Origin of the sequence: Enterobacter ludwigii (assembly GCF_001750725.1) — a bacterium.
GTDB classification, from domain to species: Bacteria; Pseudomonadota; Gammaproteobacteria; order Enterobacterales; family Enterobacteriaceae; genus Enterobacter; species Enterobacter ludwigii.
On the sequence record NZ_CP017279.1, the window covers coordinates 401500 to 418882 of the forward strand.

The 17383-nt window shown below is 56.8% G+C and carries 14 protein-coding genes and 1 pseudogene; 7 read left to right on the forward strand and 8 right to left on the reverse strand.

All coding sequences use genetic code 11. The annotated features are described in order from the left end of the window. Nucleotides 1–134: 134 nt before the first annotated feature. Nucleotides 135–923: a phosphotransferase family protein gene (locus tag BH714_RS01840; protein WP_040016885.1), complete on the forward strand. Its 789-nt coding sequence runs from the start codon at nt 135–137 to the stop codon at nt 921–923. 86 nt (nt 924–1009) lie between these two features. Here the strand turns inward: BH714_RS01840 and BH714_RS01845 are convergent, their stop codons facing one another. The 3 genes and pseudogenes from BH714_RS01845 to BH714_RS01850 form a co-directional block, all read right to left on the reverse strand. Then, nucleotides 1010–1465 (reverse strand): hypothetical protein, encoded by a 456-nt coding sequence (locus BH714_RS01845; RefSeq protein ID WP_040016886.1) that lies wholly within the window; start codon nt 1463–1465, stop codon nt 1010–1012. A 26-nt stretch (nt 1466–1491) separates the two neighbouring features. Continuing rightward, a pseudogene (locus tag BH714_RS23365) lies at nt 1492–1608 on the reverse strand (ash family protein); the annotation flags it as partial. Nucleotides 1609–1811: 203 nt separating this feature from the next. Beyond that, entirely contained in the window at nt 1812–2693 is an 882-nt protein-coding gene (locus BH714_RS01850; protein WP_014169049.1) for a LysR family transcriptional regulator, read from the reverse strand. A 105-nt stretch (nt 2694–2798) separates the two neighbouring features. Between BH714_RS01850 and budA the strand changes: the two genes are divergently transcribed. The 5 genes from budA to BH714_RS01875 all read left to right on the forward strand — a co-directional run bounded on the left by budA (nt 2799) and on the right by BH714_RS01875 (nt 7529). Then, nucleotides 2799–3578, forward strand: a complete 780-nt coding sequence (gene budA, locus BH714_RS01855) for an acetolactate decarboxylase (RefSeq protein ID WP_025204708.1) — start codon at nt 2799–2801, stop codon at nt 3576–3578. Beyond that, entirely contained in the window at nt 3550–5271 is a 1722-nt protein-coding gene (gene alsS, locus BH714_RS01860) for an acetolactate synthase AlsS (protein ID WP_086463059.1), read from the forward strand. Before budA ends, alsS begins: the two co-directional genes overlap by 29 nt. 20 nt (nt 5272–5291) lie before the next feature. After that, entirely contained in the window at nt 5292–6062 is a 771-nt protein-coding gene (locus BH714_RS01865) for a (S)-acetoin forming diacetyl reductase (RefSeq protein ID WP_040016887.1), read from the forward strand. Nucleotides 6063–6193: 131 nt separating this feature from the next. Continuing rightward, the gene (locus BH714_RS01870) at nt 6194–6667 is read left to right on the forward strand and encodes a cold-shock protein (protein WP_014169053.1); all 474 of its coding nucleotides are present in this window, start codon (nt 6194–6196) and stop codon (nt 6665–6667) included. Between the two features lie 163 nt (nt 6668–6830). Beyond that, on the forward strand, nt 6831–7529 hold the full coding sequence (locus tag BH714_RS01875) for a GNAT family N-acetyltransferase (protein WP_014169054.1): 699 nt from the start codon (nt 6831–6833) through the stop codon (nt 7527–7529). Nucleotides 7530–7575: 46 nt separating this feature from the next. Here BH714_RS01875 and betA read toward each other — a convergent pair whose 3' ends face one another. The 3 genes from betA to betI are packed head-to-tail and all read right to left on the reverse strand — an operon-like array spanning nt 7576 to nt 11328. Then, entirely contained in the window at nt 7576–9240 is a 1665-nt protein-coding gene (gene betA, locus BH714_RS01880; protein ID WP_040016888.1) for a choline dehydrogenase, read from the reverse strand. 14 nt (nt 9241–9254) lie between these two features. After that, the gene (gene betB / locus BH714_RS01885; RefSeq protein WP_040016889.1) at nt 9255–10727 is read right to left on the reverse strand and encodes a betaine-aldehyde dehydrogenase; all 1473 of its coding nucleotides are present in this window, start codon (nt 10725–10727) and stop codon (nt 9255–9257) included. A gap of 13 nt (nt 10728–10740) precedes the next feature. Continuing rightward, nucleotides 10741–11328 carry a transcriptional regulator BetI gene (betI, locus tag BH714_RS01890; protein ID WP_020885037.1) on the reverse strand — a complete coding sequence of 196 codons (588 nt, stop codon included), beginning with the start codon at nt 11326–11328 and terminating at the stop codon, nt 10741–10743. A 128-nt stretch (nt 11329–11456) separates the two neighbouring features. On the opposite strand from betI, the gene betT reads away from it, so the two are divergent. Next, nucleotides 11457–13490: a choline BCCT transporter BetT gene (gene betT / locus BH714_RS01895; protein WP_014169058.1), complete on the forward strand. Its 2034-nt coding sequence runs from the start codon at nt 11457–11459 to the stop codon at nt 13488–13490. Between the two features lie 599 nt (nt 13491–14089). On the opposite strand, the gene entD is transcribed toward betT, so the two are convergent. Then, nucleotides 14090–14776 carry an enterobactin synthase subunit EntD gene (gene entD, locus BH714_RS01905; protein WP_040016891.1) on the reverse strand — a complete coding sequence of 229 codons (687 nt, stop codon included), beginning with the start codon at nt 14774–14776 and terminating at the stop codon, nt 14090–14092. Between the two features lie 120 nt (nt 14777–14896). Further along, a complete protein-coding gene (locus BH714_RS01910; RefSeq protein WP_020885035.1) occupies nt 14897–17146 on the reverse strand; it encodes a TonB-dependent siderophore receptor in 2250 nt (749 codons plus the stop codon). Nucleotides 17147–17383: the final 237 nt, after the last annotated feature.

A 17383-nucleotide genomic window follows, 5' to 3' on the forward strand; every position in this document is an offset into this window, starting at 1 on the left:
TTAAAGGTCTGCTCTTCGCTCTAAGCGGACCTTCCCACAACCCGCAACACTGCCCGTAAACCGCAATGCCCCTGATCTCTCCGCATCACACTACACTTATCCCTTAAAGCCAAACCTGACACAGGGAGTCATGTATGTCTGCGGAGAATTTATCCCAAATGGGTGCGGCAAAAGTGCAGCGTTTGGTGGATCAATATGGTCAGCAAGTCATAGAAAAATGCCCTGTTAGCCCTGTGGAATACGCTTTCTACGAGTATGCGGCGGAAGAGCTCAACAGCAGGGGAATCAAAACGCCGACGCTGTTGTCTGCCGATCCACATCCACGCCGGTTAAGGCTGGAATATATCCCTGGAAAAGTGTCTCAGGATGAGGTGTCGGGGGATGACATATTGAAATGCCTTTCTCATCTTCATTGCACTCCACCAGATCCAACCTGGGTGTATCACCCTCATTCCTGGCCCGAGAAAGCGCTTGAAAAATCACTGGCGCTTTTGAGATTACCGGACCGCGCGGCCCACCAGATGCGCTGTTTTCAGCAAGCGGGCAGCGTTTTGTTTCGGCAGAAATGTTTACTCTCAGGGGATACCAATGCCGGTAACTGGGGGAGGAGAGAAAACGGAGAGTGGGTTCTCTTTGACTGGGAAAGGTTTGGCACGGGCAGTCCGGCTATCGACCTCGCCCCGCTGGTAAAGGGGATGGGCTCCAGGCAAAGCATTTTACAGCTTGCGGAGCGTTACAGCGTGCATTATCTGCATATGCCTGCCCGACAGCTAGCGACGGAAATAACCCTTGCTAAAGCATGGATTGTGTCAGAGGTGATGTCCCTGCTCTATGACCGGAACAAAACAGATTTTGAGCTGTACCTGAACTGGTACAGAGAAACGCTTCCCGGCTGGCTGGACGAGGCTATCTCAGTACTTTAACCCTTCGTCTGCATGGGTTTTTTATATTATTAAGGCCGAAATTCTGGCTCACAGACCAGCTGAATTTCGGCCCTTAAGCTCTGGCCTTAGTGCGCCGTGATATACGGCTCCTTGACGAACTCCGCTAGCAGCCAGACCATATCATGTAGCAGACCGGTCAGCTCTTTTGCCACGTTTGCAGGCAATGTTCCGCCCATTACCGCCTGCGTTAACGCCAGCGCATAGTCCACCTGGAGCGACGTATCCTGCCAGCAGTCCGGAACGCAGGAGACAATCTTCTCTCCTGCAATCAGCTGTTCGACCAGATAAGGCGGGAGGGCAGAATCACAACGCGCGCGAAGGCGTTTAAGGACTGCCAGCAAACGCGTGCACAGTGTTGCATGGGTGACCGCATCGTCAGTTTCTACCAGCACGCTTACATACGCGGTGCAGGCATCGGCCAGTTCGAAGAGATCTGCAGATTCAGGCAGTTGTAGATGAAGCAGATGGTGTATAGCGCTTTCTTCAGAGAGCGCGTAAGACAGGGAAGGGATAGTAGCCATATGGCATCCTCTTTATGCAAAAATTATTAACCGCCCGGTGAGTTCCTACGCTCTTGGGGGGTAGCGCTGACGGAGGTAGGAATACCGTGCATAAAGAAAAACGGCCAGCCTTTCGGCTGCTCCGCCAGCGCCACCGTGATTTTAACGGTATATGCGCTGTCGCGACAAAAAAAATCGCTTTATGCCAACGGGTTCCTACGCCCGGTTGCGGATGTGCCGCAACGCAGGCACTTTACGGCCAGGAGGAGAGTAAGAAAAGCAGTAACCCTGAATTACACAAGGTTACTTGCAGGTTTGCGAGGCGGCTTCCAGAAAGGCCTTAGCGCGCGCAAGCAACGCCGCGCCATTACCCTTCACTCAGCATCGCCAGAAACCGTTTCACCGTCCGCGAACGTTCAAAACGCCGCCAGCACAGCGCAATATCGGTATAAAGCTCCGGTGATGTCAGCGCATGGTAGGTCACATTGGGAGGCGAAATGGCGGCCATCGACTTCGGCACCAGGGCGAACCCGCCGCCAGCGGACACCATGCTCAGGGAAGAGGAAAGTTGCGAAGACTGCAGCGTGTGCTGCACGTCAATTCCGGCCCGCTCGCAGCAGCCGTAAACGCGATCGTACAGCCCTGGCGCGACCTCCTGCGGGAACAAAACGACCGGCGTATCCCGAAGTTGCTCCAGCGCCAGTGATCCACACTTCGCCAGTGGATGGTCGCGATGCAGCGCCACAACCATCGGCTCACGGTCGAGAATTTTTAGCTCAAACGCTTTGCTGCTCTCACACGGCAGACGCACAAACGCGATATCCAGCTCACCCTCCGCCAGCATCGCCGTCAGCGAAGACATATTGGCTTCCACCTGGTGCACTCTCACCGCCATGTTCTGCAGCTGATACTGGCGAATAAGGGTGAAGATTTTGGGGTGAAAGGCGTCTGAACTGGTGATCCCAATCGACAGACTGCCGTTCAGCCCGCGGGCAATGCCCCGGGCTTTCTCCAGCGCGGCGTCGCTCAGCGCCAGGATCTTACAGGCGTCCTCATAGAAGGCTTCTCCCGCTTCAGTCAGCTCCACGCCTCGCGTCAGGCGTCTGAATAACGGCGTGCCCACTTCTTCCTCGAGCCGTTTAATCTGCTGACTCAGAGGAGGCTGTGAAATACCCAGCGCTTTGGCCGCTTTGGTGAAGTGTCGCTCACGTGCAACGGCGACAAAATACCGCAGATAACGAAGTTCCATATCAAAAACGTCTCAAACCAGCATGGATTCTATATTGGAACTCTATGCTGAATCGGGTCAACATTTATTTAACCTTTCTAAATAAAGTTGAAGAGGACGAGCATGATGGTGCATTCATCTGCATGCGACTGTGAGGCCAGTTTGTGCGAGACCCTGCGTGGGTTTTCTGCCCAGCATCCTGACAGCGTGATCTATCAGACATCGCTAATGAGCGCCCTGTTAAGCGGCGTGTACGAGGGGGATACCACTATCGCCGATCTGCTTGCGCACGGCGATTTTGGTCTGGGTACGTTCAACGAGCTGGATGGCGAAATGATTGCCTTCAGCAGCCAGGTGTATCAGCTGCGCGCCGACGGGAGTGCCCGTGCCGCGAAGCCGGAGCAAAAAACACCGTTTGCGGTGATGACCTGGTTCCAGCCGCAGTATCGCAAAACCTTCGATGCGCCGGTCAGCCGTCAGCAGATCCACGACGTGATCGACCAGCAAATCCCCTCCGATAACCTGTTCTGTGCGTTACGCATCGACGGTAATTTCCGCCACGCCCACACCCGTACCGTTCCGCGTCAAAAGCCGCCATACCGCGCCATGACCGACGTGCTGGACGACCAGCCGGTGTTCCGCTTTAACCAGCGAGAAGGGGTACTGGTCGGGTTCCGCACGCCGCAGCATATGCAGGGCATTAACGTCGCGGGATATCACGAACATTTTATCACCGACGACCGTCAGGGCGGCGGGCATCTGCTCGACTACCAGCTGGAGAGCGGCGTGCTGACCTTCGGTGAAATTCACAAACTGATGATCGACCTGCCTGCCGACAGCGCATTTTTACAGGCCAACCTTCACCCCAGCAACCTTGATGCTGCAATCCGTTCCGTCGAAAACTAACAGGAGAACCACCGTGAACAGTGATAAACAGGCACGTCAGTGGGCGCATGGCGCCGATATGGTCGTAGGCCAGCTGGAAGCGCAGGGCGTGAAGCAGGTTTTCGGTATTCCGGGTGCAAAAATCGACAAAGTGTTTGATTCCTTGCTCGATTCCTCCATCGAAATCATTCCCGTGCGCCACGAAGCGAACGCGGCGTTTATGGCCGCAGCGGTAGGGCGCCTGACCGGCAAGGCCGGGGTCGCGCTGGTCACCTCCGGGCCGGGCTGCTCAAACCTGATCACCGGGATTGCCACCGCCAACAGTGAGGGCGACCCGGTGGTCGCGCTGGGCGGTGCCGTGAAGCGGGCAGATAAAGCGAAGCTGGTGCATCAGAGCATGGACACAGTCGCCATGTTCAGCCCGGTGACGAAATACGCCGTGGAGGTAAGTTCACCGGATGCGATTGCGGAAGTGGTCTCGAACGCGTTTCGCGCTGCCGAGCACGGCAGGCCTGGAGGCGCGTTCGTCAGCCTGCCGCAGGATATTGTCGACCAGCCCGCCACGGGCGCGATTTTGCCGGGCAGCAGTACTGCCAAAATGGGGCCAGCACCGGAATCCGCCATTAACGATGTGGCGAAGCTTATCGAAAAAGCCAAGAATCCGGTCATTTTACTGGGCCTGATGGCCAGCCAGCCTGCCAACAGCGCCGCGCTGCGTAAGCTGCTGGAGAAAAGCCGCATCCCGGTCACCAGTACCTATCAGGCGGCCGGGGCGGTGAATCAGGAACATTTCACCCGCTTTGCCGGACGTGTCGGCCTCTTTAACAACCAGGCAGGCGACAGATTGCTGCATCTGGCGGATCTGATTATCTGCATCGGTTACAGCCCGGTGGAATACGAACCGTCCATGTGGAACAGCGGCGACGCCACGCTGGTGCATATCGATGTGCTGCCCGCCTATGAAGAACGCAATTATGTGCCTGACCTCGAGCTGGTGGGGGACATCGCCGAAACGCTGAACCTGCTCGCCAGCCGGATCGCCCACAAGCTGGAGCTCAGCGCGCGTGCGTCAGAAATCCTGGTCGATCGTCAGCATCAACGGGATCTGCTCGATCGCCGTGGCGCCTCGCTCAATCAGTTTGCCCTGCATCCGCTGCGCATCGTGCGGGCCATGCAGGACATCGTCAATAACGACGTTACGCTCACCGTTGATATGGGGAGCTTCCACATCTGGATCGCCCGCTATCTCTATAGCTTCCGCGCACGTCAGGTCATGATCTCTAACGGTCAGCAGACCATGGGCGTTGCACTGCCGTGGGCGATTGGTGCGTGGCTGGTCAATCCTGGCCGCAAGGTGGTCTCGGTGTCCGGTGACGGCGGCTTCCTGCAGTCGAGCATGGAGCTGGAAACCGCCGTGCGTCTTAACGCCAATGTGCTGCACATCATCTGGGTGGACAACGCCTACAACATGGTGGCGATCCAGGAAGAGAAAAAATACCAGCGCCTTTCCGGCGTAGAGTTCGGCCCGGTCGATTTCAAAGTCTATGCCGATGCCTTTGGGGCGAAAGGCTTTGCCGTCGAGAGCGCGGATGCGCTGGAGCCTACGCTGCGTGCTGCAATGGATGTCGATGGCCCGGCCGTGGTCGCCATTCCCGTCGACTATAGCGATAACCCGCTGCTGATGGGCCAGCTCCATCTCAGCCAGATTTTGTGAATCAATATAAGGACAGAGAAATGCAAAAAGTTGCTCTCGTAACAGGCTCAGGCCAGGGGATTGGTAAAGCGATTGCGCTTCGCCTGGTGAAAGACGGTTTTGCCGTCGCCATCGCGGATTACAACGAAGAGACAGCAAAAGCCGTTGCCGATGAGATCGTCCGCAATGGGGGGAAGGCCGTCGCCGTGAAGGTGGATGTCTCCAGCCGCGAGCAGGTGTTTGCAGCGGTGGAAAAAGCCCGCACCGCGCTGGGCGGTTTCAACGTGATCGTCAACAATGCCGGGGTCGCGCCTTCCACGCCAATTGAGTCGATCACCCCGGAAATTGTCGACAAAGTTTACAACATCAACGTCAAAGGGGTTATCTGGGGTATCCAGGCCGCCATTGACGCCTTCCGTAAAGAAGGGCACGGCGGCAAGATCATCAACGCCTGTTCACAGGCAGGCCATACCGGGAACCCTGAACTGGCGGTCTACAGTTCCAGTAAGTTTGCGGTACGCGGGTTAACCCAGACGGCGGCACGTGATCTTGCGCCATTAGGGATCACCGTTAACGCTTACTGCCCGGGCATCGTCAAAACGCCGATGTGGGCGGAAATTGACCGCCAGGTCTCCGAAGCGGCGGGTAAACCGCTCGGCTACGGCACTGAAACGTTTGCCAAACGCATTACGCTTGGCAGATTGTCCGAACCCGAAGATGTGGCCGCCTGTGTCTCTTATCTCGCCGGGCCAGATTCCGACTACATGACCGGTCAGTCCCTGTTGATTGACGGTGGTATGGTGTTCAACTAAATACTAATAAGCTCTGACATGAGTTTTCCCCTGCCCCCGTGCAGGGGCTTTTTTTTGTCTCCTCAGCCATTGTGGATTACACTGCGCGCTGCAAAACTTTAGTCTTAGAGATCTGACAGGCGGTAACAGCGATGAACGGTACAATCACAACGTGGTTTAAAGATAAAGGCTTTGGATTTATCAAAGATGAAAACGGTGACAACCGCTATTTTCATGTGATTAAGGTCGCCAACCCTGATCTGATTAAGAAAGACGCAGCGGTGACCTTCGAGCCCACAACCAACAACAAAGGCCTTTCCGCCTATGCGGTGAAGGTGATCCCGGAAAGCAAACACCTCTATATCGCAGGCGAGCGCGTGAAGCTCACTTCGATCAAATCGTTTGTGGTGTTCAGCGAAGAAGAGCCAGCAGATACCGGTATCGATAAAGAGAACGCGGTACTGTCCGTGGGGCTGCTGATGAACAACATCAAACCCAAGTCTGACAAAAAACCGGGTGAAATGCGCACGGTGAAGAAGCTGGCTATCACCACCTTCCAGAATACGACGATGATCTTCACGGAAGATGAGATCGACATCGACGCTACGGTGAAGCTGCTGAAATAATGCTTTGCCGGGTAGGGCGACGTCTTACCCGGCGTACCGCTGTCATCCTGGCGTGCAAACGCCACTCCCTCCCGTTTTCCCCAGCAGGCAATACGCCGCGTCTCTTTTCGTCCGCTTTTTAACCTGCTATAACAAAACCCTTATCCTTCCGGGAGTCAACGCCGTGCCCGAGCTTAATCAACATGGTCAAACTGTTAACGATATCGTCCCCGACTGGAAATGCGCCCGTGCGTTAACCCGCACTCCGCTCGTCGGTCAGTATTGTCGTCTGGAGCCGCTGGATGCCGAACGCCACGCCGCGGATTTGTATGAGGCCTATGCGCTGGGGGACGACAGCGACTGGACGTGGCTTGTCAGCACCCAGCCCGTGAGTGTTGAAGACACCGCAGAATGGGTCCTTGGCAAAGTACTGGATGATGAACTGGTGCCGTACGCCGTCATCGATTTACGTACCGGGCAAGCGGTGGGGCTGGTGAGCTATATGGCAATAGAGCGCATGCAAGGGTCGGTGGAGATCGGCCACGTCACCTGGTCACGCAAGATGAAAGGCTCCCGCCTTGGCACGGAAACCGTATGGCTGCTGCTCAGGAATGCATTCGAGCATGGCTATCGTCGGCTGGAGTGGAAGTGCGATTCAATGAACACTGCCTCGCGTAATGCGGCGGAAAGGCTGGGGTTTGTCTGGGAAGGCCGGCTGCGTCAGAAGCTGGTGCGCAAAGGGCGCAACCGCGACAGCGACATGCTGTCAATCATTGATGGCGAATGGCCACAGCGGGATGCCGAACTCCGCGCCTGGCTGGCTGAAGCGAATTTTGACGGGGAAGGACGGCAGCGTAAAAAGCTGGAGGCGTTTCGTCTGTAAAATATGCCCCTCACCCGTTGGGAGAGGGGCTGCTTAGCAAACTGCGTTACAGGCGAACCGGTGCACCGTTGGCGACATAATATGCCGCGGTGCTCTTCGCCAGCGGCTCGCGCCCGCGAATGGCATCGGCAATCTTCTCGCCAATCATGATGGTGGTGGCGTTCAGGTTGCCGGTGATGATCTGCGGCATAATGGACGCATCCACCACGCGTAATCCTTCCAGCCCATGAACGCGACCCTCGCCGTCGACCACGGCCATTTCGTCATACCCCATCTTACAGGTGCCGCACGGGTGGAAGGCGGTTTCAGCGTGGTTACGCACAAACTCGTCCAGCTGTTCGTCGGTCTGGCACTCAATGCCCGGGCTGATTTCCCGTCCACGGTATTTATCCAGCGCCGGCTGGTGCATGATCTCACGGGTGATGCGGATCGCATCGCGAAACTCCTGCCAGTCCTGTTCGTGGGACATATAGTTGAACAGGATCGCCGGATGCTGATGCGGATCGCGTGATTTAATCCGTACATGCCCGCGGCTTGGTGAGCGCATGGAGCCAACGTGGCACTGGAAGCCGTGCTCTTTGACCGCGTTCGACCCGTTGTAGTTAATGGCGACCGGCAGGAAGTGGTATTGAATATTCGGCCATTCAAACTCCTCGCGGCTGCGGATAAACCCGCCCGCTTCAAAGTGGTTGCTCGCTCCCACGCCGGTGCCGCCAAACAGCCACTCCGCGCCAATCTTCGGCTGGTTCCACCACTGCAGGGCAGGGTAGAGAGAGACCGGCTCTTTGCACTCGTACTGCAGGTACATCTCTAAGTGATCCTGCAGGTTTTCACCCACACCCGGGAGGTCATGTACCAGCGGGATGTCAAACTGCTTCAGCAGTTCCGCGTTACCCACGCCGGAGCGCTGCAGGATCTGCGGAGAGGCAATCGCCCCGGCGCACAGCAGCACCTCTTTGCTGGCCGTCGCTTTTGACGGAATCGTGCTCTCGCCTTCCAGCCACTCGACACCTGTCGCGCGTTTGCCGTCAAAAATAATGTGATCGATCATGGCATGGGTGCGAATGGTCAGGTTCGGGCGTGATTTCGCCTGATCCAGATAGCCGCGTGCGGTACTGGCGCGACGGCCCTGCGGCGTCACGGTTCTGTCCATCGGGCCGAAGCCTTCCTGCTGATAGCCGTTAAGGTCGTCAGTACGCGGGTAGCCCGCCTGCACACCGGCTTCTACCATCGCTTCAAACAGCGGGTTTACGCCGGGTTTAGAGGTGGTCACGCTCACCGGGCCGTCGCCGCCGTGGTAGTCGTTTGGCCCCACGTCACGGGTCTCTGCCTTACGGTAGTAGGGCAGGCAGTTGAGATAGCTCCAGTGTTCCAGACCCGGCTCAGTTGCCCAGTTGTCCAGATCCATCGCGTTACCGCGGATGTAGCACATACCGTTGATCAGGGATGAGCCGCCCAGCCCTTTGCCGCGACCGCACTCCATACGGCGGTTGTTCATGTGCGGCTCGGGCTCGGTTTCATACGCCCAGTTGTAACGCTTGCCCTGCAAGGGAAACGCCAGCGCGGCAGGCATCTGGGTGCGGAAGTCAAAACGGTAATCCGGGCCGCCCGCTTCAAGCAGCAGAACGGTGGTATTGGGATCTTCCGTCAGTCGTGTTGCCAGTACGTTGCCGGCAGATCCGGCACCAATAATGATGTAGTCAAATTGCAAAAAAAACCTCCCGGTTAAAATATGGACTGGAATTTACCCATCTCAACCTGGATGGACTTCACCTGGGTATAACTCTGGAGCGTCATTACGCCGTTCTCGCGGCCAATGCCGGAGTGTTTGTAGCCACCAACCGGCATCTCTGCCGCGGATTCACCCCAGGTGTTGATCCAGCAGATACCCGCTTCAAGCTGGTGGATCGCGCTGTGCGCGCGGTTCAGGTCGGCAGTCACGATGCCCGCCGCCAGACCGTAATCGGTGTCGTTGGCGCGACGAATCACCTCTTCGTCGGTTTCGTACGTGAGGATGGACATCACCGGCCCGAAGATCTCTTCGCGCACGATGGTCATCTCATCGGTGCAGTCGGTGAACACGGTGGGAGCCACCCACGCGCCGTTGTCAAAGCCTTCGCCTTTCAGCACGTCGCCACCACACAGTACACGCGCGCCTTCTTCTTTGCCTTTGGCGATATAGCGCAGCACGTTTTCGCGGTGCGGGAAGCTCACCAGTGGACCAAAGTTGGTGCGTTCATCGAACAGATCGCCCGCGCGAATACGTGCCACGCGCTCAACAATTTTCTGCTCAAACGCGGCTTTGAATTTCGCCGGCACGAACACGCGGGTGCCGTTGGTGCATACCTGGCCGGAACTGAAGAAGTTGGCCATCATGGCGATGTCCGCCGCGAGATCCAGGTCGGCATCGTCGAAAATAACCAGCGGGGATTTTCCGCCCAGCTCCATCGTCACCTCTTTCAGGGACGAGGCCGCCGAATTGGCCATCACTTTTTTGCCGCTGGCAACGCCGCCGGTGAAGGAGACTTTGGCGATGCCCGGGTGCTCGGTCAGGAACTGACCGGTTTCTGCGCCCACGCCCGGCAGAACGTTAAACACGCCGTCCGGCAGACCCGCTTCGGTGTAGATCTCGGCAAGCTTCAGGGCGGTGAGGGGTGTCACTTCGCTCGGTTTGAAGATCATCGCGTTACCTGCGGCCAGCGCTGGCGCGGATTTCCACAGGGCGATCTGGATCGGGTAGTTCCACGCGCCAATGCCCGCGACCACGCCCAGCGGTTCACGACGGGTATAGACAAATGAGGTATCGCGCAAGGGGATCTGGCTGCCTTCCAGCGCCGGGATCAGCCCTGCGTAGTACTCCAGCACGTCCGCGCCGGTGACGATATCAACGGTGCTGGTTTCTGAGTACGCTTTGCCGGTGTCGAGGGTTTCCAGCTTCGCCAGCTCGTCGTTACGCTCACGAAGAATGTCTACCGCACGGCGCAGAATGCGCGAGCGCTCCATGGCGGTCATTGCCCCCCAGATTTTTTGCCCGCGCTGCGCGCTTTCTACGGCGCGCTCGACATCCTCGCGTCCGGCGGCCTGAACGGTCGCCAGGACTTCACCGTTGGCCGGGTTGATGGTCTCGAAGGTGCGACCGCTGGTGGCCGATGTATAACCACCATTGATATAAAGCTGCTGTTCTGCCATTCGGGACATAAATTCTCCTCGGTTAATCGGTCGGTAAATGCTGGCTAATAAAGTGGCTGGTGAGCGACTGGGCCAGGGTTTTATCCAGCGGTTTGCCACTCAACGCGGCGCGCAGCCACAGCCCGTCAATCAGCGCCGCGAGCCCGTAACCCGCCTCCTGCGCCTGTTCGCGCGGCAGCTCGCGGCGGAACTCATACACCAGGTTCGACAGCAGACGGCGGCTGCTCACCTGCTGCAGACGGTAGAGCATTGGCTGATGCATGCTGCTCGCCCAGAAGGCCAGCCAGGCTTTCATTGCCGCGCCGCTGATCTGGGTTTCATCAAAATTGCCGCCGACAATCGCCTGCAGACGCTGCTCTGCACTGCCGTGCGGTAAGGCATGCAAACGGTTCAATACCGCGTCGCGCAGCTGGCCAGTGATGTCGCGCATGGTCGCTTCCAGCAGGCCATTTTTGTCCTTGAAATAGTGACTGATGATCCCCGTGGAAACGCCCGCCCGACGGGCGATCTGCGCGATGGTCGCGTCATGCATTCCCACTTCATTTATTGCTTCCAGCGTGGCGTCGATCAGTTGCCTGCGCCGGATTGGCTGCATCCCCACTTTGGGCATTTTTGCCACTCCATTCATCAGCGTTGGTTAACCATTAAAGCGGTTTTTGATTGGACGTTCAATATAAAATGTGTCTTAATTGTTGCGGTTTTGGATTTCAATAGTTACAAAAACAGTGGGGATACTGGATGACAGATCTTTCGCAAGACAGAGAAAAGGACAAAATCAATCCGGTTGTTTTTTATACATCCGCAGGACTGATTTTGTTGTTTTCCCTGATGACGATCTTCTTTAGCGATTTTTCTGCCGAGTGGATTGGGCGCACCCTGAACTGGGTGTCGAAGACCTTCGGCTGGTACTACTTGCTGGCGGCGACGCTCTATATCGTCTTCGTCGTCTGCATCGCCTGCTCGCGCTTTGGCTCGGTAAAGCTCGGGCCGGAACAGTCAAAACCCGAGTTCAGCCTGCTGAGCTGGGCCGCGATGCTGTTTGCCGCGGGCATTGGTATTGACCTGATGTTCTTCTCCGTGGCGGAACCGGTCACGCAATATATGCAGCCACCGGAAGGGGCGGGGCAGACGATGGAGGCCGCGCGACAGGCGATGGTCTGGACATTGTTCCACTACGGCTTAACCGGCTGGTCGATGTATGCCCTGATGGGTATGGCGCTCGGATACTTTAGCTATCGTTATAATTTACCCCTCACGATCCGCTCCGCGCTCTATCCGATTTTCGGTAAAAAAATTAACGGACCGATTGGACACACCGTGGATATTGCGGCGGTGATTGGCACCATCTTTGGGATCGCCACCACGCTCGGTATCGGCGTGGTGCAGCTCAACTACGGTCTGAGCGTGCTGTTTGATATCCCGGATTCCATGGCGGCCAAAGCGGCGCTGATCGCGCTGTCGGTGATTATCGCCACCATTTCGGTTACCTCCGGCGTGGACAAGGGCATTCGCGTGCTTTCTGAGCTGAACGTCGCGCTGGCGCTGGGGTTGATTCTGTTCGTGCTGTTTATGGGCGATACGTCATTCCTGCTCAATGCGTTAGTGCTGAACGTGGGTGATTACGTGAACCGCTTTATGGGTATGACGTTGAACAGCTTCGCCTTTGACCGCCCGGTCGAGTGGATGAACAACTGGACGCTGTTCTTCTGGGCGTGGTGGGTCGCGTGGTCGCCGTTTGTTGGCCTGTTCCTGGCGCGTATTTCGCGTGGACGCACCATTCGTCAGTTTGTGATGGGCACGCTGATTATCCCGTTCACCTTTACGCTGCTGTGGCTGTCGGTGTTCGGCAACAGCGCGCTGCACGAGATCATTCACGGCAATGCGACGTTTGCGCAGGAAGCGATGGTGCATCCGGAGCGGGGGTTCTACAGCCTGCTGGCGCAGTATCCGGCGTTTACCTTTAGCGCCTCTGTTGCAACCATTACCGGCCTGCTGTTTTACGTCACCTCGGCGGATTCCGGCGCGCTGGTGCTGGGGAACTTTACCTCGAAGCTCAAGGACATTAACAGCGATGCCCCTAACTGGCTGCGCATCTTCTGGTCTGTCGCCATTGGCCTGCTGACCCTGGGCATGCTGATGACCAACGGTATTTCTGCCCTGCAGAACACCACGGTGATCATGGGGCTGCCGTTCAGTTTCGTGATCTTCTTCGTGATGGCCGGGCTGTATAAATCTCTCAAGGTGGAAGATTACCGCCGCGTCAGCGCCAGCCGTGACACCGCGCCACGCCCGATGGGTGCGCAGGACAGACTGAGCTGGAAAAAGCGGTTGTCACGCCTGATGAACTATCCGGGCACGCGCTACACCAAACAGATGATGGAAACGGTCTGCTTCCCGGCGATGGAAGAGGTGGCGCAGGAGCTGAAGCTGCGTGGTGCGTATGTTGAACTGAAAAACTTGCCGCCGGACGACGGTGAGACTCTGGGACACCTGGACCTGCTGGTGCATATGGGCGACGAACAAAACTTTGTCTACCAGATTTGGCCACAGCAGTATTCGGTGCCCGGGTTTACCTATCGCGCACGCAGTGGGAAATCAACGTATTACCGCCTTGAGACGTTCCTGCTGGAAGGGAGCCAGGGGAATGACCTGATGGATTACAGTAAGGAACAGGTGATTACGGACATACTGGATCAGTATGAGCGGCACCTGAACTTTATTCACCTCCATCGCGAGGCGCCGGGGAATAGCGTGATGTTCCCGGATGTTTGAGCACTGAACTGAAGTAAAACCGCGGGGCCAGTTCTGGCCCCGTTCTACGACTGCTTATCCTTTACGACTCAGTAGCACTGCTATTTGCCCATTCTTTTTTTATATTTATCTGCCTTATCTGTTTTTATCAGTCATTCCTCAGGCACAAATGCATTAATTCAAAAAGCGATTTACGATCATACTGCTGGTTTTTATAAGGAGATAAAAATGACGATCCCAGCTTACGTGTGGCTTAAAGGCGATGGCGGTGTTGATATTAACGGTTCTCCTGCGGAGCAATAACGGTGACCCGATGAGGACTTTCACCGGTTTTTTCCTTTTTTGCGTACAAATAGTATTTTGGTTTTTTGTTTGCGGCCTGGTATGGGCAGCCTTTTTTCCTCTGGACAACGTTCAACGTCTGGCAAACGTGTTTAGTATTTACGGCATAGAGGGTGTGCATGATTTTGCTTCGATTCTTGTTCTGTCCGTCTCGTCCATCGGTGCCACTGGGATAACAGTCATTTGCATGAGGCTTTTGTTCAGTAAGACGTAACACCCTGCCTTATCTGCGCTGTACCCGCGGCAAGGATTGAAAAGACTGCAGTCTGGCGTATTGTTCAACGCCGTGATGATGACTTGTGCGAAGCGGCGGGAAAAGGCGGAAGCAGTGTGATCTGCGTGTTGCCGTCACGCAGCCAAAACAGCGTGAAGGCATCATCTTGCGAAAACCCCGCCAGCGGGCGGGTCAGCGCCAGCGTCAGGGTATTCTCGTCGAGCGCCGTGACGCGGGCACAATCAAAGCCCATCATCGCGTTAACCTGTGAAAACAGCGCCTTAAAGAGGCTCTCTTTGGCGCTAAACGTCAGCGTCAGCGCCTGCGCAAATGGCAGGCCGGTGTGGCGCAGCAGCGTGTCCTCTGCGGGGCCAATAATCCCGTCTTTGATCTCCACCGCTTCGTCATCAGCGAGGATAATTTCCCCGTCGATACCCGTTAGCCCGTGCGGCGTTACAACGGCCAGCGCACGACTGGCCGTATGGCTGATGCTGCCCGTCATGCCGTCAGGCCACAGCGGCTCGCCGTTGCTGCCGATAGCCGGTATGGCCGTAAAGCCATATTCCCGCAGGGCGTGGGCGGCGGCGAGGCGTCCGGCCAGGTGTTCAGCTTTACGTTTGGGGGCTGCGTGAGCAAGCGCGTTGTGGTGAGGAAGCCAGAGGAGGTCGGCGTCGGTAAAGGTGGTGGGATCGAAGGTAATTTGATGGACCGTGGTTCCGGCAAGACGAAATGTGGAGTGGGTGGTGCGCATGTTTTCTCGTCCTGACGTTGAGGAATAGTGCGGCCTGATGCCTTCACCCCGATCCTCTCCTGCCGGGAGAGGGAGACATTCAGCCCCTCTCCCGGCAGGAGAGGGGAGACACAGCCTGCCTTAGAAGTGCGTGTTCACGCTCATAAACCAGGTTCGGCCCGGCTCATTATAGGTGTATGCACCCGCGCCGTACATATAGGCACCGGTTGTGGCGTTGCCGGTGGTCTGGGCATTACCCGCGCGCCACTGGCGTTTATCAAAGACGTTATCCACGCCGCCGGTCAGGCTGACGTTTTTGGTCACGTCCCAGGTCGCACTCAGGCCAACGATGCTGTACGGGCTGACTTCGTCTTTCTCAGACCCGGTCACCGGCTGGCCTTTGTAGTTGTACTTCTTCGGCTGCTGCTTGCCGTACCAGGTGAAGGTTGACTGCAGCGACACATCCTGATGTACCTGCCAGCTCAGGGTTGAGTTCAGCGTGTACTCCGGGATGATCGACAAACGGTCGCCGGTCTCCTTGTTCTTGCTTTGCAGCATATAGGTGATGTTGTTGGTCCAGTTGATCGTGTCGCTGACCGGCACGTTCAGGGAGCCTTCCAGACCTTCAACCACCGCTTTAGGCACGTTTTCCCACTGGTAAATATCGGTGGTCACTTTACTGGTGGAGGTCTGGCCGACTGGCGCATACCCCGCTTCAATCTTGTTGCGGTAGTCGTTACGGAACCAGGTCACGCCCGCCAGCCAGCCGTCGTGTTTCCACTCCAGACCAATCTCTTTGTTGATGCTGGTTTCGGCTTTCAGGTCGTCATTACCCATCATGTAGCAACCCACGCCGTCGGAGCTGGCGTAGCAGCCCTGGCCTTTGCTGTACAACAGATAGTTCGGGTTGGTCTGGTACAGGCTCGGCGCTTTATAGGCGCGGGCGATACCCATCTTCAGCGTAAAGTCGTCACCCAGGCCTTGCGACAGGTTCAGGGACGGGCTCCAGTTGTTACCGACGATCGTATGGTGATCGAAGCGCAGCGCCGGGGTCAGCATGGTGCTGTCCGTCAGCTCCATGTTGTTTTCGGCGAACAGGGAGAAGATCTCCGCCGAGGTATACGGGCTACGATCGTTGCTGAGCCCCGGAATGGTCCCGCCCTGCTGGGTTTGCGAGAAGGAGGTCGAGTCCTTCATGCGCTGCTGGTTCCACTCGGTGCCCAGCGTCAGGTTCTGGTTGACGAGGAAATCAATCGGCAGGTTGATTTCGCTGTGCAGCATCACATCAGCCAGGTCGGTGTCGGTGAATTTATTGCTGTTGAACAATCCTTCCGTACCGCCCGCCAGGCCTTCGCCGAGACGCGAATTGCGGGTGTGTTCGTACTGCGCCCAGTTGCTGGTGGTAATCCCATTATCCCAGCCGCCGTTCCAGGTCACCGCAAAGTTCTGGCGATAGATACGGTTAGTCTCTTTACCGTAGTTTTTCTTCACCAGACCGCTGGAGCTGTTGTCGTTGTTGGTGTTCTGGGTATCACCCGCGTAGAGGTTGTTCTGGCGGCTGTAGCCCGCTTCAAACTCCAGGGACTGCATGGGCGCGAAGTCCCAGCGGACCACGCCGTTAATGTCTTTGTTCTCGACCCCTTCACGGCCTGCTGGCAGGGTGTCGGCATAGGTACCGGTACGATCGGACTGGTGACCCTGGTTGATGTCCCACGCATCGGCCTGGGTTTTGTCCAGGTTACCAAACATGCGGAAGCTGAAGTCGCCGCCCAGCGGGCCGCTCAGGCTGAAGTTGGTGCGCTTAGTGGAACCCTCATCCTTATGTTCTGGAGCATTCAGATAGGTGTTCCAGGAGCCATGCCACTGGTTGTCGAATTTTTTGGTGATGATGTTCACCACGCCGCCTGCCGCACCGTTACCGTAGCGAGCTGCGGCCGGGCCACGAATGACCTCAATGCGTTCAATCATCTCTGGTGGTACCCAGCCGGTGTCACCGCGGGTATCTCGCTCGCCGCGCCAGCCCAGACGGATGGAGTTGCGGCTGGTGACCGGCTTGCCGTCAATCAGGATCAGGGTGTTTTCCGGACCCATACCACGAATATCAATCTGACGGTTATTGCCGCGCTGTCCGCTGGTGGAGTTCCCGGTCAGGTTAACGCCAGGCATGGTGCGAATGATTTCGGCCACGTCACGTGCGGGCGGGTTTTTACGGATTTCATCGGCGGTGATGGTCGATACCCCTGGTGCCTGCAGGTTCTGCTCTGCGGCGGTGATCACCATGGTGTCTTCGTGCTGCGCGTTGGCGGTGTTGTCGTCTGCCAGCGCTGGCATCGCAACGCCGTAAATCCCTAAGTTGACCAGCAAGGCCAGGGAGTGAATCTTCTTATTCATTGTACGTCCTGCTTTTCGCGCCGCATCCCCGGGCTCCATTCCCGAAAGGGAGAGGAGGCGGCATGGTGTCACCCGCAGTTTGCGTAAGCAGCCCCGTCCTCGAGCGCACACAACGCGTGGCATGGTTGTTTTATGAGCGCGCTTCCCACAGCGCGGCCACTACGCTATTGCAAATGCAAATAGTTATCAATAATATTATCAATAAAATTTGTCCTGAAACAAAAAAGACTGATAAAC

Bases quoted from the DNA above. Each gene is read 5' to 3' on its own strand.
- BH714_RS01870 (WP_014169053.1), top strand. From the start codon at position 6,194: ATGAACGGTACAATCACAACGTGGTTTAAAGATAAAGGCTTTGGATTT.
- entD (WP_040016891.1), bottom strand. From the start codon at position 14,776: ATGCGCACCACCCACTCCACATTTCGTCTTGCCGGAACCACGGTCCAT.
- BH714_RS01850 (WP_014169049.1), bottom strand. From the start codon at position 2,693: ATGGAACTTCGTTATCTGCGGTATTTTGTCGCCGTTGCACGTGAGCGA.
- betT (WP_014169058.1), top strand. From the start codon at position 11,457: ATGACAGATCTTTCGCAAGACAGAGAAAAGGACAAAATCAATCCGGTT.
- BH714_RS01910 (WP_020885035.1), bottom strand. From the start codon at position 17,146: ATGAATAAGAAGATTCACTCCCTGGCCTTGCTGGTCAACTTAGGGATT.
- BH714_RS01845 (WP_040016886.1), bottom strand. From the start codon at position 1,465: ATGGCTACTATCCCTTCCCTGTCTTACGCGCTCTCTGAAGAAAGCGCT.
- BH714_RS01840 (WP_040016885.1), top strand. From the start codon at position 135: ATGTCTGCGGAGAATTTATCCCAAATGGGTGCGGCAAAAGTGCAGCGT.
- betB (WP_040016889.1), bottom strand. From the start codon at position 10,727: ATGTCCCGAATGGCAGAACAGCAGCTTTATATCAATGGTGGTTATACA.
- budA (WP_025204708.1), top strand. From the start codon at position 2,799: ATGGTGCATTCATCTGCATGCGACTGTGAGGCCAGTTTGTGCGAGACC.
- BH714_RS01865 (WP_040016887.1), top strand. From the start codon at position 5,292: ATGCAAAAAGTTGCTCTCGTAACAGGCTCAGGCCAGGGGATTGGTAAA.
- alsS (WP_086463059.1), top strand. From the start codon at position 3,550: ATGCTGCAATCCGTTCCGTCGAAAACTAACAGGAGAACCACCGTGAAC.
- betI (WP_020885037.1), bottom strand. From the start codon at position 11,328: ATGCCCAAAGTGGGGATGCAGCCAATCCGGCGCAGGCAACTGATCGAC.